A 12,406-nucleotide genomic window follows, 5' to 3' on the forward strand; every position below is an offset into this window, starting at 1 on the left:
GGCCCAGTGGAATCGGAGCGACTGATCGCCGGCCGCTACCGCCTGCGGCACGTCCTGGGTCGTGGCTCGATGGGCACCGTCTGGGCCGCGCACGACGAGGTGCTGCGGCGGGACGTCGCGGTGAAGGAAATCCTGCGGCCGTCGGGCACCCCGGACGACGAGGCCGAGGTGCTTCGGGAACGCACGTTACGGGAGGCCCGTTCGGCGGCGGCGCTCGCGCACCCGAACCTGGTGACGCTCTACGACGTGGTGCAGGCCGACGGCGACCCGTACGTGGTGATGGAGCTGGTGCCGTCGTCGTCGCTGGCGGAGGTGGTGCGGCAGCGCGGTCCGCTGACCGACGTGCAGGGCGCGGTGGTGGCGGACGCGGTGGCGGCGGCGCTGGAGGCCGCGCACCGGGCCGGGATCACGCACCGGGACGTGAAGCCGGGCAACGTGCTGGTCGCCGACGACGGCCGGGTGAAGCTGACCGACTTCGGCATCGCGCGCAACGTCGCCGAGGCCACGCTGACCAGCCGCGGGATCACGTTGGGCACGCCCGCGTTCATCGCGCCGGAGGTGGCGGCCGGCGGGGCGGTGTCGTTCGCGGCGGACCAGTGGTCGTTGGGCGCGACGCTGTTCGCGGCGATGACCGGGCAGCAGCCGTACGAGGGCGCGAACGTGCTCCAGACGATCAACCAGGTGGTGCACGGCGACGTGCCGTCGGCGTCGGCGTGCGGCGCGTTGGAGCCGGTGGTCGCCGGGCTGATGGTGAAGGAGCCGGGCGAGCGGATGACGTTGGCGCAGGTGCGCCGGTCGGTGCGGTCGTTGCTGCCCGAGCCGGGCACCGACGTGTTCCCGGCGTCGTCGCCCACCCGCCCGGTGGTGGAGATCGTGCGCCCGGCGCCGGTCAAGCCGCCGATCGCGCCGGACACCCCCCTGGCCGCCGACCCCGGCCCGCTGCCGTTCCCGGTGGCGCGGCGCGAGCCGGCGACCCACGAGCTGACCCGCCGCCCGGGGCCGGCGGTGCTGGTGGCGTTGTCCGCGGCGGTGCTGTTCGCGATCGGCGGCGCGTCCGGCTTCGCCCTGACCAGGACCATGGCCGGCGCCCCGCTGCTGCCGCCGCCGACCCCGACCGCCGCGACCCTGCCGGCGATCACCGAGACCCCGTCGCTGCTGCCGACCACCGCGTCGGCGGCGGCGGCCAACGGCGAGCAGGGCGCGGAGTTCACCATCGACGTCGGCCCGGACTGGACCAGCTTCCTGGAGCAGCGGGGCAACAACGGGCTCGGCCCGAGCACCGTCGTGCACCTGGTCGCGCCGAACGGGTGGTACGAGGTGACCGTGCAGCGGTTCCCGGACTACTACGAGCGCAACCGGATCGACGACTACCTGCGGTTGGTGCGGTCGCGGTGGGCGGAGGGCCAGTACTTCGGCGAGGCCCTGGAGCCGACCGACGCCCTGCCGCCGGGCGGACCGGAGCCGGGCGTGCAGTACAGCTACCGGACCGTGGAGCGGGCCACCGAGCTGGCCCGCGGCACCGTGCCACCGGGCCCCGACCTGCGCCGCAGCCGCTACTCCCGCGTCCTGCCGCGCGGCAACGACCTGTGGGTGGTGGAGGTCGTCGTGCCGACGGAGCAGGAGGAGACGGGCCGCAGCCGGCTGTTCGACACCATCGCGCCCACGTTCAGGGTGAACGGCTGACGCACCGCTCGCCCGGCCGCACTGCTGCGGGCGACGGGGAGAGGCGGCTATTAGGCTCGCGGCCGTGACCGGTATCAGTGAGAAGACCACCCCTGAGGCCCTGGCCACCGACGCGGCCAAGGCGTTGGCCGAGCGGACCGGGGTGGACAGGCACGACATCGCCGTCGTCCTCGGGTCGGGGTGGCGGCCCGCCGCCGACCTGATCGGCGAGCCCACCGCCGAGGTGCCCATGGGCGAGCTGCCCGGGTTCGAGGCCCCCACCGCCGTCGGGCACGGCGGCACGGTGCGGTCGGTGCGCGTCGGCGACAAGAACGTGCTGGTCATGCTGGGCCGGACGCACGGCTACGAGGGCAAGGGCGTGGCCAAGGTCGTGCACGGCGTCCGCACCGCGGCGGCGGCCGGTGTCGGCGCGGTCGTGCTGACCAACGCGGCGGGCGGGCTGCGGCAGGGCATGTCGGTCGGCCAGCCGGTGCTGATCAGCGACCACCTGAACCTGACCGCGAAGTCCCCGCTGGTCGGGGCGCGGTTCGTGGACCTCACCGACCTGTACTCGCCGCGGCTGCGCGACCTCGCCCGCGAGATCGACCCGTCGTTGGAGGAGGGCGTCTACGCGGGCCTGCCGGGGCCGCACTTCGAGACGCCCGCCGAGATCCGGATGCTGCGCACGATGGGCGCGGACCTGGTCGGCATGTCGACCGTGCTGGAGGCCATCGCGGCCCGCGCGGAAGGCGTGGAGGTGTTCGGCCTGTCGCTGGTGACGAACCTGGCCGCGGGCATCACCGGCGAGCCGCTCAACCACGAAGAGGTGCTGGAGGCGGGCCAGGCGGCGGCCAGCCGGATGGGCGCGCTGCTGCGCGAGCTGGTCAGCCGGGCCGAGCCGGTGGCGCGGGCATGACCCTCGCCCCGGCCCTGCGCGACGCGGCGTTCCGCTGGATCGCCGACGACCCCGACCCCGACACCCGGCTGGAGCTGCAGACCGTCGTCGCCCGCGCGATGGGCGGCGACGCGGCCGCGGCCGAGGAGCTGGCCGACCGGATGGCCGGGCCACTGACCTTCGGCACGGCCGGGTTGCGCGGTCCCGTGCGGGCCGGGCCGAACGGCATGAACCGGGCCGTGGTGATCCGCACCACGGCCGGGCTGGCCGCGTGGCTCAAGGCGCACGGGCACGTCGGCACGGTGTTCGTGGGCCGGGACGCGCGGCGCGGGTCGGAGGACTTCGCGGCGGCCGCGGCCGGTGTGCTGGCGGGCGCGGGGTTCACCGTGCGGGTGCTGCCGGGGCCGTTGCCGACGCCGGTGCTGGCGTTCCTGGTCAAGCGGCACGGCGCGGTGGCGGGCGTGCAGATCACCGCGTCGCACAACCCGCCCGCGGACAACGGCTACAAGCTGTACCTGGCGGGCGGCGGGCAGATCGTGCCGCCGGAGGACCGCGAGATCGAGGCGGCGATCCGGGGCGTGCCGGCGGCCGTGTCGGTGCCGTTGTCCGACGACTGCCTGCCCGTGTCGGACGCCGAGGTGGACGAGTACCTGGAACGGGTCGCGTCACTGCCCCGCGGCACGTCCCGCGACCTGCGGGTGGCGTTGACGCCGATGCACGGCGTGGGCGGCGCGACGGCGGTCGAGGCGCTGCGCCGGGCCGGGTTCACCGACGTGCGGGTGGTGCGCGAGCAGGCCGTGCCGGACCCGGAGTTCCCGACCGTGGCGTTCCCGAACCCGGAGGAGCCGGGCGCGGCGGACCGGCTGCTGGAGCTGGCGGCCGCCGAGGACGCCGACCTGGCCATCGCGCTGGACCCGGACGCGGACCGGTGCGCGTTGGGCGTGCGCGAGCGCGACGGGTCGTGGCGGATGCTGCGCGGCGACGAGACCGGCGTGCTGCTCGGCTCGCTGGTGCTGTCCACAACGGACAGCCCCGATCCGTTGGTGGCGACCACGATCGTGTCGTCGTCGTTGCTGAAGTCGATCGCGGCAGCGCACGGCGCGCGTTACGCGGAGACGTTGACCGGGTTCAAGTGGCTGGTGCGCGCGGGCGAGGGGTTGGTGTTCGCCTACGAGGAGGCGCTGGGCAACTGCGTCGACCCCGCGTCGGTCAACGACAAGGACGGCATCTCGGCGGCCGTGGTGGCGTGCGACCTGGCGGCCGGGCTGAAGGCGTCGGGCCGCACGCTGCTCGACGCGCTGGACCAGCTCGCCGTCGACCACGGGCTGCACCTGACCGACCAGGTGTCGTTGCGGTTCACCGACCTGAGCCGGATCGGGGCGTTGATGGCGCGGTTGCGCGCCGCGCCGCCGGAGGGCTTCGCGTTCGAGGACCTGCTGCCCGGGGCCGACGTGGTGCGGCTGACCCGCGAGGGCGTGCGGGTGGTCGTGCGGCCGTCCGGGACCGAGCCGAAGCTCAAGGCGTACCTGGAGGTCGTGGAACCCGTGTCCGACGACCTGCCGGCCGCCCGCGACCGTGCCCAGGCCCGGTTGGCCGACCTGCGCGACCAGGTCTCGGACCTGCTCAGCTAGCGGTCACGACGCCAGGGCGAGCAGCAGGCACAGCACGGCGACGACGAGCGAGCCGCCCGCCACCAGGTACGGGCGCCGGGACGGCGGGCTCACCGGCCGCGCCCGGTGCTGCGTGACGGCGGCCACCGAGATGCGGCCGGAGATGTAGCTGGTGGTGCACAGCGCGACGCCGGTCGCGAGGATCATCGTGTTGACGTCCCACGGGCTGTGGTCGACCCCCGGCCACAGCGCGATGAACACCAGCGGCAGGCCGATCAACCCGACGCCGATGCCGACCCCCGCGCCCCAGGTGATCCGCCGGTTCCGGCTCATCGTGGCGATGCTGCGAGTTTCCATGACTCCCTCCCGTGTCACTACTACTGAGGACGCGCGACGACCCCGCGGGTTCCCGCGCCGTCATCACTGGGGTTGGGACCATGCTATCGAGAGGTTGCCGTGCCGTGCCGGGCGCGGCAACCTGGGCCGCGTGCCCCGCCTGCTGATCGTGCACCACACGCCGTCGCCCGCCATGCAGGAGCTGTTCGAGGCGGTGGTGGAGGGGGCGACCGACCCGGACATCGAGGGCGTCGAGGTGCTCCGGCGCCCCGCCCTGTCCGCGACCGCGTCCGACGTGCTGGCCGCCGACGGCTACCTGCTCGGCACGCCGGTCAACATCGGGTACATCAGCGGGGCGTTGAAGCACTTCTTCGACACCGTCTACTACCCCTGCCTGGACGCCACGCGCGGTCGGCCGTTCGGGGCGTACGTGCACGGCAACCTGGGCGTGGAGGGTGCGGTGAAGGCGTTGCGGGACATCACGGGTGGGTTGGGGTGGCGGGCGGTGGCGCCGACGCTGACCCTGACGGGCGCGCCGGACGGTGACGCCAGGCTGAGGTGCCGGGAGCTCGGCGCCACCGTCGCGGCCACGGTGATGGTCTAACGGCCCAGCGAGGGCAGCACCTCGGTCGAGTAACGGGAGCCGGCCACGGCGTCCGGCGGCACGGCGGCGGCGATGCGGGCCAGCTGCGCCTCGGTCAGCTCCAGCTCGGCCGCGGCGGCGTTCTCCTCCAGGTACTTCACCCGCTTGGTGCCGGGGATGGGCACGGCGCCCTGGTGGTGCACCCACGCCAGCGCGATCTGCCCCGGCGTCACGTCGTGCTCCCGTGCCACCTCGCGCAGCGACTCCACCAGCGCCAGGTTGCGGGCGAAGTTCCCCTCCGCGAACCGGGGCTGGCCGATCAGCCGGAAGTCGCCCGCCGCGAAGTCGTCCTTCGACGTGTAGCGGCCGGTGAGGAAGCCGCGGCCCAGCGGCGAGTACGCCACGATGCCGATGCCCAGCTCACGGCAGGTGGGCGCGACCTCGTCCTCGATGTCGCGCGACCACAGCGACCACTCGGTCTGCACGGCCGCGACCGGGTGCACGGCGTGCGCCCGCCGGATCGTCTCCGCGCCCGCCTCGGACAGGCCGATGTGGCGCACCTTGCCCTCGGCGACCAGCTCGGCCATCGCGCCGACGGTCTCCTCGATCGGCACCTTCGGGTCGACGCGGTGCTGGTAGTACAGGTCGATGTGGTCGACCTGCAACCGCCGCAACGACGCCTCGGCCGCCTGCTTGACGTACGCCGGGTCGCCGCGCAGGCCCCACTCGGACCGCGGCAGCCCCGGTTCGCGCACGATGGCGAACTTCGTCGCCAGCACGACCTCGTCCCGGCGGCCCTTGATGGCCCGCCCCACCAGCTCCTCGTTGGTGAATGGCCCGTACATGTCGGCCGTGTCGAGGAACCGGACGCCCAGGTCCAGCGCGCGGTGGATGGTGGCGGTGGACTCGTTCTCGTCACCGGGGCCGTAGAAGTCGCTCATGCCCATGCAGCCCAGGCCCTGCGCGCTGACCTCGAGCGCGCCCAACGTGCGGTTCTCCACGGTCTTCCCCCTTACCTGTTCGAGAGCTTCAGGAACTCCGCCGGGTACCGCTCGCCCGCGACGGCGGGTGCGGCGGCCTCGATCGCGCGCAGCTCGTCGGCGGTGAGGTCGAGCGAGGCGGCGGCGACGTTCTCCTCCAGGTACTTCACCCGCTTGGTGCCCGGGATCGGCACGACGTCCTCGCCCTGGTGGTGCACCCACGCCAGCGCGAGCTGACCGGGCGTGACGCCGCGTTCGGCGGCCAGCGCGCGCAGCGCCTCCACGATGGCCGTGTTGCGGGCGAAGTTCTCCTCGGCGAACCGGGGCATGGTGCGCCGGGCGTCGTCCTCGCCCAGGTCGGCGACGGACGTGAGGCGGCCGGTCAGGAAGCCGCGGCCCAGCGGCGAGAACGGCACGATGCCGATGCCCAGCTCACGGCACGTGGGCGCGATCTCGGCCTCGATGTCGCGCGTCCACAGCGACCACTCGCTCTGCAACGCGCTGATCGGGTGCACGGCGTGCGCGCGTCGGATCGTGGCCGCACCCGCCTCGGACAGTCCGATGTGGCGCACCTTGCCCTCGGCGACCAGCTCGGCCATCGCCCCGACGGTCTCCTCGATCGGCACCTTCGGGTCGACGCGGTGCTGGTAGTACAGGTCGATGTGGTCGACCCGCAGCCGCCGCAACGACGCCTCCGCCGCCTGCTTGACGTAGGCCGCGTCACCGCGCGGCCTGCGGTCGGGGTCGGCGAGCCCGAACTTGGTCGCGATCACCACCTCGTCGCGGCGGCCCTTGATCGCCCGGCCCACCAGCTCCTCGTTCGCGCCCACGCCGCCCGGGTCGGCGGTGCCCGGACGCGTGACGCCGCCGTAGACGTCGGCGGTGTCCAGGAGCGTGACGCCGAGGTCCAGCGCCCGGTGGACGGTGGCGATCGACTCGGCCTCGTCGCCGACGCCGTAGGACTGGCTCATGCCCATGCAGCCCAGGCCCTGCGCGCCGACCCGGAGTTGTCCCAACGACCTCACGCGGTGATCCCCTCGATGAACGTGTGCTCGATCTGCTCGTAGTGCGTGATCTTGTAGTCGAGCACCTCCAGGCACGACTGGAGCTCGGCGATCCGCGCGCGCACCGAGGCGCGGTGCTCGAACAGCATCTGCTTGCGCCGGCCCGCGGTGGCCGCGCCGCGGTGCCTGAGCTGCGCGTACTCGCGCATCATGCGGATGGGCATGCCGGTGGTGCGCAGCCGCGTCAGGAAGGCCAACCAGCCCAGGTCGTCGTCGCTGTAGGTGCGCCGCCCGCCGGAGTCCCGGGCGGGCGGGTCGACCAGGCCGATCCGTTCGTAGTAGCGCAGGGTGTCGATCGACAACCCACTGCGCTCGGCCGCTTGGGCGATCGAGTAAGTCACGGTGTCGACCGTAGGAGCTGGAGTGCACTCCAGGTCAACCCGATTCGGGGCATTCGGTGAGGTCGTCACGCGGCCCCGCGCCGTTCAGTCGTCCTTGGGCAGGCTCCACGCCTCCAGGTGGGCGGCCATGCCGGCCACGTCGATCTGCTCCCGGCCCAGCGCGCGCACCAGGTCGAGGGCCTCGTCCTCTTCCGCGTCGATCCACCAGCCGTTGATGTCGCACAACGTCACGGCGGCGACCCAGCCCAACCGCCAGTTGCCCTCGGCCAACGGGCGCGTGCGGACGATGGAGTCGAGCAACGCGGAAGCTTTCAGCCAGAGCGTGTCGTAGGCCTCGACCCCCAGCACGGTGGCCCGGGGGCGGTGGGCTGCGGAGTCGAGGAGACCTAAGTCGCGCACGACCAGGTCCCCGCCGGTGACGGCGGTCGCCAGCACGAGCAAGTCGCCGGCGTCGAGGTAGTTGACCACTGCTTGACGCGCTCCCTGTCCTGAGGGGCGGGGACTCCGGCGCGGCCACGCCGCTTCCGGGACGTCTCCGGCGCCACCACCCACCCCCTCAGGTCCGTATCGCCTCCCCGCCGGACCGGCGGCGAGGATGGTGTCGGCCGCGTTGTGCACCGAAGCGCAACCTGGACGCAGCCCGATCTTCAACGGCGCACCATACCGGTGCGCTCCGGACCGTCGTGGACGTTCACACAGGTGTGCCGGTGAACGTCCGGGCGTGCGGCGGTTGAGCTGCATGGATTGATCGTATCGAACATGTGTTCGAACGGCGAGCGCGTGCGGGGTCGTCACCCGAAGGTGTCGCAGCGTGGTCGGCCGGTCGCGCAGAGGTGCGGGAACCCGCAACCCCGGGACGCGTCCGGGTCAGGCGGAGCCGAGGCGGTCGAGCAGGCCCCGGTACTTGGGCAGCACGCGTCCGAGGACTTCGGACAGCTGTTCTTCCTTCTGCAACCGGGCCCACCGCTCGGCCAGGGCCAAGCGCACGACCTCCTGCTTCGAACGGCCCTCGGCGGCGGCGAGTTCGTCGAGCCGCCGGTTCTCCTCGTCGCTCAGACGCAGAGTCATCGCCATGGAGAATGACGGTACCAACTTGATACCACAATGGCCAGGCCGCGATTTATAACAGTGTTGCGATACGATGCCCCGGTGCCACGACCGAAGACACACGACGATGCGCTCCGCGGCCGGTTGCTCGAGCGGGCGGGCGAACTGCTGTCCACCGAAGGCCCCGGCGCCCTGAGCTTGCGCAGGCTCGCGGCGGATGTCAACACCTCGACCACGGCGGTGTACTCGCTGTTCGGCGGCAAGCCGGCACTGCTGAACGCCGTGTACGAGGAGGCGTTCCGCCGATTCGGTGAACGCATCGCGAGCGTGCCGCAGACCGACGACCCGGTGGAGGACCTGGTCCAGATCGGCCTGGCCTACCGGGCGAGCGCCCTGGCCGACCCGCAGTTCTACCTGGTGATGTTCAGCAAGGTCGTGCCGAACTTCGAACCGTCCGACGAGACGAAGCAGGCCGCCGTCCAGACGTTCCTGCCCGTCGTGCGGGACGTCGGGCGCGCCGTGGAGGCCGGGCTGTTCACGCCGGAGCCGCCGGAGCGGATCGCGCTGGCGATGTGGGGCATGGTGCACGGCCTGGTCAGCCTCGAGCTCAACGGCAACCTGCCGCCCGGTGTGGAGATCGCCCCCGTCTACGAGCGCGCTCTGCGTGCCCACGCGGACGGTTGGCGCGTGTCGTGAAAAAGGTGGGGCCCGGGGAGGTGGCCGCCGCGAAACCTCCCCGGACCCCGTGGACTGCCCCGATCAGGACAGTCCGCTGGTGAGCGCCTTGATCAGCTCGCCGTCGGCGGTGTCACCGTCGAGCGACCAGATCATCGCGCCGCCAAGGCGACGGTCGGCCACGTAGCGACCCTTGCGCTTCATCTCGACCGGGTCGTCCCAGGTCCAGAACGTGGTGCCGTCGAACAGCCACGCGTGCCCGGCCTTGGCATCCCGGTGCACGGTGAACTTGGACAGTTGGGCCTTGAGGATCCGGTAGTCCTCGTAGCCGGCCTCGTAGGTCGCGGGGGCGGGGCCCGCGGCGGGCTGGAACAGGCCGTTGTCCTCGTTGCGGACGCCGGTCCAGCCCCGGCTGTAGAACGGCACGCCCATCACGACCTTGTGCTTCGGCGCACCGTTGCGCAGGTAGTGGTCGATCGCGACCTGCGAGCTGAACGGCGGCGAGGTCGGGTCGGCGGCGGGCGTGCGGATCGCCGACTGCTGGTTGGTCAGCGGCTCCCACGCGCCGTGGTAGTCGTAGCCCTGGATCGTGCCGAAGGTCAACTGCTCGAAGACCTCCTCCACCTCGAAGCCCCGGTCGACCTGGGCCGGGTTGGCGGGCAGGAACGCGGTGAGGTCGTAGCGCTTGCCGGTGCGCGAGGTCAGCTTGCCCAGTTGCTTGCGGTACTCACGCAGCAGCGCGGTGAAGTTCTGCTTGTCCTCGGGCCGCACGACGTTGCCGGGCGCGGCCTCGGACGACGGCCACTCCCAGTCCAGGTCGACGCCGTCGAACACGCCGGCCGCCGCACCGGGGGCGTCGGGCAGGTTGCCCTTGAGCCACAGGTCCAGGCACGACGCCACGTGCGCGGCGCGCGACTCGGGGGTGAGGGCGGCGTTGGAGAAGTACTTCGAGCCGGTCCAGCCGCCGAGCGAGATGTTGATCCGCAGCTTCGGGTACTTGGCCTTGAGCTGCTTGAGCTGGTTGAGGTTGCCCGACAGCGGTTGGCCCGCGACGTCGGCGACCCCGTTGACGCTCTGCTCGGCGCTGAACGGCCGCTGGTAGTCCGCCCACGGGTCGGCGCTGACGCACTTGCCGGACTCGTCGAGGAAGCCGAAGGCGTAGTTGAGGTGGGTCAGCCGCGGCGCGGTCCCGTTGGCGACGAGGTCGCGCACCAGGAAGTTGCGGTCGTAGCCGCTCCACTGGGTGTAGTAGCCGACGACGCGCTCGTCCTTGCCGTGCCCGTGGTTGTCGTTCTTGCCGTGCGCGACGGCTTGCGGGGCCGACGACACGGTCATCGCGGCGGCCAGGAGGGCCGGGAGCACCCATCTCCTGCTCGACATGCTTCTCCTCGCGGTGCGGCGGCGTGTTCCGGTGTGGTCCAGACCACGGTAGTGATGAGGTCTAGACCACCTCTACGTCCGTTCGGCCGAATCCGGTAATACGAATTTCCTTCGAGTTCCTTGCAAGGTTTTGCATGTGCGCGGTGGGTGGTGATCGCGCTAGCTTCGCCGTACTCAAGTTTGAATACATGGTCGAGGGGGAGCTTGTGACGATCCTGGTGACGGGTGCGACCGGCACGATCGGCGGCGCGGTCGTGCGGCAGTTGGCCGCGGCGGGCGTGCCGGTGAAGGCGTTGACGCGCGACCCGGCCCGAGCCGTGCTGCCCGCGGGCGTGGAGGTGGTGGGAGGTGACCTGACCCGGCCGGCCGAGCTGCCGCTGGCGGGCGTGACGGCGGCGTTCCTGCTGGCCGCGATCGAGTCGGAGGACGCGGTGGCGCACGCCCGGGCGTTCCTGGACCGCGCGCCGGACCTGCGGCGGGTGGTGTACCTGTCCAGCAGCGCGGTGACCGTTCGGCGGCCGGGCAGCTACGAGCTGCACCACGACGTGGAGCGGGTGATCGAGGCGTCCGGCGTGGCGTGGACGCACGTGCGGCCGGGTGAGTTCATGGCCAACAAGCTGATCTGGGCGCGGACGATCAAGCAGGAAGGCGTGGTGCGGGCGCCGTTCCCGGAGTCGGTGGGCGCTCCGGTGCACGAGGACGACGTGGCCGAGGTCGCCGTGCACGCGTTGCTGCACGACGGCCACGCCGGCAAGGCGTACACGTTGAGCGGCCCGGAAGCCCTGACCCACGTCGACCAGGCCGCCGCGATCGGCCGCGGCCTGGGCCGCCCGATCCGCTTCGAACGCGTGACCTACGGCCAGGCCCGCGCCACGTTGATCCGCGACGAGGGCCTGCCCTACGACGTGGCCGAGTACCTGCTCGGGTACATGGCGCAGCACGCCGAGGAACCGGCCTCCCTCACCCCGGACTTCACCGCCGTCACGGGCCACCCCGGCCGCACCCTGTCCACCTGGGCCGCCGACCACTCTTCATCCCTGACCTGACCGCGAGAGTCCTACGTTCACCGCGCGAGAGTCCTACGTTCGCCCCCCTCGAGCTCAACGCTCACGGCTAACGGCGTTCGGGCTGAGCGTTGAACTCGGGGGTCGTGAACGTAGGACTCTCGCGGCGTGGAGGTAGGACTCTCGCGGTCAGTGGACGGCGCCGTATTGGCGGTCGCCCGCGTCGCCCAGGCCGGGGACGATGAAGCCCGAGTCGTTCAGGCGCTCGTCGATGCTGGCCGTGACCAGGCGCACGGGGTGGGCGGAGTCCTCCAGGTGCTTGATGCCCTCCGGCGCGGCCAGGGCGCAGATCGCCGTCACGTCGGTCGCGCCGCGGTCGGTCAGCAGGCGGATCGTGTACGCCATCGAGCCGCCGGTGGCGAGCATCGGGTCCAGCACGAACACCGGCCGGCCGGCCAGCGAGTCGGGCAGCGACTCCATGTACGGCGTGGGCTGGAGCGTCTCCTCGTCGCGCGCCAGGCCGACGAAGCCCATCTGCGCGTCCGGGATGAGCTTGTGCGCCTGGTCGGCCATGCCGAGGCCGGCGCGGAGGACGGGCACCAGCAGCGGCGGGTTGGCCAGCCGGTAGCCGGTGGTGCGGGCGACGGGCGTGTGCACCCGCTCCTCGGCCACGGGCAGGTCGCGCGTGGCCTCGTACACGAGCATCACGGTCAACTCGTGCAGCGCGGCGCGGAACGCCGCGTTGTCGGTGCGGGCATCACGCATGGTGGTCAACCGCGCCCGGGCCAGTGGGTGATCGACAACGAGGACGTCCATGGTCGAACAGTAT

13 protein-coding genes and 2 pseudogenes are annotated in these 12,406 nt (G+C 72.3%); 6 read left to right on the plus strand and 9 right to left on the minus strand.

What is annotated here, in order from left to right; genetic code table 11:
* Nucleotides 1–6 precede the first annotated feature (6 nt).
* The 3 genes from LZG04_RS32075 to LZG04_RS32085 all read left to right on the plus strand — a co-directional run bounded on the left by LZG04_RS32075 (nucleotide 7) and on the right by LZG04_RS32085 (nucleotide 4,188).
* Nucleotides 7–1,683, plus strand: a complete 1,677-nt coding sequence (locus LZG04_RS32075) for a serine/threonine-protein kinase (RefSeq protein WP_233824117.1) — start codon at nucleotides 7–9, stop codon at nucleotides 1,681–1,683.
* 64 nt (nucleotides 1,684–1,747) lie between these two features.
* The gene (locus LZG04_RS32080) at nucleotides 1,748–2,578 is read left to right on the plus strand and encodes a purine-nucleoside phosphorylase (RefSeq protein ID WP_233824119.1); all 831 of its coding nucleotides are present in this window, start codon (nucleotides 1,748–1,750) and stop codon (nucleotides 2,576–2,578) included.
* Nucleotides 2,575–4,188, plus strand: a complete 1,614-nt coding sequence (locus LZG04_RS32085) for a phospho-sugar mutase (RefSeq protein ID WP_233824121.1) — start codon at nucleotides 2,575–2,577, stop codon at nucleotides 4,186–4,188. Before LZG04_RS32080 ends, LZG04_RS32085 begins: the two co-directional genes overlap by 4 nt.
* 3 nt (nucleotides 4,189–4,191) lie before the next feature.
* Here LZG04_RS32085 and LZG04_RS32090 read toward each other — a convergent pair whose 3' ends face one another.
* Nucleotides 4,192–4,524 carry a hypothetical protein gene (locus tag LZG04_RS32090; protein ID WP_233824123.1) on the minus strand — a complete coding sequence of 111 codons (333 nt, stop codon included), beginning with the start codon at nucleotides 4,522–4,524 and terminating at the stop codon, nucleotides 4,192–4,194.
* Nucleotides 4,525–4,654: 130 nt separating this feature from the next.
* Between LZG04_RS32090 and LZG04_RS32095 the strand changes: the two genes are divergently transcribed.
* Nucleotides 4,655–5,107: an NAD(P)H-dependent oxidoreductase gene (locus LZG04_RS32095; protein WP_233824125.1), complete on the plus strand. Its 453-nt coding sequence runs from the start codon at nucleotides 4,655–4,657 to the stop codon at nucleotides 5,105–5,107.
* Here LZG04_RS32095 and LZG04_RS32100 read toward each other — a convergent pair.
* The 6 genes and pseudogenes from LZG04_RS32100 to LZG04_RS43165 form a co-directional block, all read right to left on the minus strand.
* Nucleotides 5,104–6,033, minus strand: a complete 930-nt coding sequence (locus LZG04_RS32100; protein ID WP_267938496.1) for an aldo/keto reductase — start codon at nucleotides 6,031–6,033, stop codon at nucleotides 5,104–5,106. The genes LZG04_RS32095 and LZG04_RS32100 overlap by 4 nt on opposite strands.
* Before the next feature lie 65 nt (nucleotides 6,034–6,098).
* Nucleotides 6,099–7,043 carry an aldo/keto reductase gene (locus LZG04_RS32105; RefSeq protein ID WP_233824225.1) on the minus strand — a complete coding sequence of 315 codons (945 nt, stop codon included), beginning with the start codon at nucleotides 7,041–7,043 and terminating at the stop codon, nucleotides 6,099–6,101.
* 44 nt (nucleotides 7,044–7,087) lie between these two features.
* Nucleotides 7,088–7,471: a MerR family transcriptional regulator gene (locus LZG04_RS32110; protein WP_233824129.1), complete on the minus strand. Its 384-nt coding sequence runs from the start codon at nucleotides 7,469–7,471 to the stop codon at nucleotides 7,088–7,090.
* An 84-nt stretch (nucleotides 7,472–7,555) separates the two neighbouring features.
* Entirely contained in the window at nucleotides 7,556–7,939 is a 384-nt protein-coding gene (locus LZG04_RS32115; RefSeq protein ID WP_233824131.1) for a type II toxin-antitoxin system death-on-curing family toxin, read from the minus strand.
* A gap of 223 nt (nucleotides 7,940–8,162) precedes the next feature.
* Nucleotides 8,163–8,471 (minus strand): annotated as a pseudogene (locus LZG04_RS43160) (hypothetical protein); the annotation flags it as partial.
* Nucleotides 8,447–8,545: pseudogene (locus tag LZG04_RS43165) on the minus strand (ribbon-helix-helix protein, CopG family); the annotation flags it as partial. The pseudogenes LZG04_RS43160 and LZG04_RS43165, both read right to left, overlap by 25 nt.
* Before the next feature lie 75 nt (nucleotides 8,546–8,620).
* Between LZG04_RS43165 and LZG04_RS32125 the strand changes: the two are divergent.
* Entirely contained in the window at nucleotides 8,621–9,214 is a 594-nt protein-coding gene (locus LZG04_RS32125; protein WP_233824136.1) for a TetR/AcrR family transcriptional regulator, read from the plus strand.
* A gap of 63 nt (nucleotides 9,215–9,277) precedes the next feature.
* Here LZG04_RS32125 and LZG04_RS32130 read toward each other — a convergent pair whose 3' ends face one another.
* Nucleotides 9,278–10,573, minus strand: a complete 1,296-nt coding sequence (locus LZG04_RS32130; protein WP_233824138.1) for a glycoside hydrolase family 18 protein — start codon at nucleotides 10,571–10,573, stop codon at nucleotides 9,278–9,280.
* 188 nt (nucleotides 10,574–10,761) lie between these two features.
* Here LZG04_RS32130 and LZG04_RS32135 point away from each other — a divergent pair, with 188 nt between their 5' ends.
* The gene (locus LZG04_RS32135) at nucleotides 10,762–11,619 is read left to right on the plus strand and encodes an NAD(P)H-binding protein (RefSeq protein WP_233824140.1); all 858 of its coding nucleotides are present in this window, start codon (nucleotides 10,762–10,764) and stop codon (nucleotides 11,617–11,619) included.
* A 147-nt stretch (nucleotides 11,620–11,766) separates the two neighbouring features.
* Here LZG04_RS32135 and upp read toward each other — a convergent pair whose 3' ends face one another.
* The gene (gene upp, locus LZG04_RS32140) at nucleotides 11,767–12,393 is read right to left on the minus strand and encodes a uracil phosphoribosyltransferase (protein ID WP_233824142.1); all 627 of its coding nucleotides are present in this window, start codon (nucleotides 12,391–12,393) and stop codon (nucleotides 11,767–11,769) included.
* Nucleotides 12,394–12,406: the final 13 nt, after the last annotated feature.

The sequence above is a fragment of the Saccharothrix sp. S26 genome (genome assembly GCF_021390395.1).
GTDB lineage: Bacteria > Actinomycetota > Actinomycetes > Mycobacteriales > Pseudonocardiaceae > Actinosynnema.

Bases quoted from the DNA above. Each gene is read 5' to 3' on its own strand.
- LZG04_RS32105 (WP_233824225.1), bottom strand. From the start codon at position 7,043: ATGGGCATGAGCCAGTCCTACGGCGTCGGCGACGAGGCCGAGTCGATC.
- upp (WP_233824142.1), bottom strand. From the start codon at position 12,393: ATGGACGTCCTCGTTGTCGATCACCCACTGGCCCGGGCGCGGTTGACC.
- LZG04_RS32085 (WP_233824121.1), top strand. From the start codon at position 2,575: ATGACCCTCGCCCCGGCCCTGCGCGACGCGGCGTTCCGCTGGATCGCC.
- LZG04_RS32130 (WP_233824138.1), bottom strand. From the start codon at position 10,573: ATGTCGAGCAGGAGATGGGTGCTCCCGGCCCTCCTGGCCGCCGCGATG.
- LZG04_RS32100 (WP_267938496.1), bottom strand. From the start codon at position 6,033: ATGGGCATGAGCGACTTCTACGGCCCCGGTGACGAGAACGAGTCCACC.
- LZG04_RS32090 (WP_233824123.1), bottom strand. From the start codon at position 4,524: ATGGAAACTCGCAGCATCGCCACGATGAGCCGGAACCGGCGGATCACC.
- LZG04_RS32135 (WP_233824140.1), top strand. From the start codon at position 10,762: ATGGTCGAGGGGGAGCTTGTGACGATCCTGGTGACGGGTGCGACCGGC.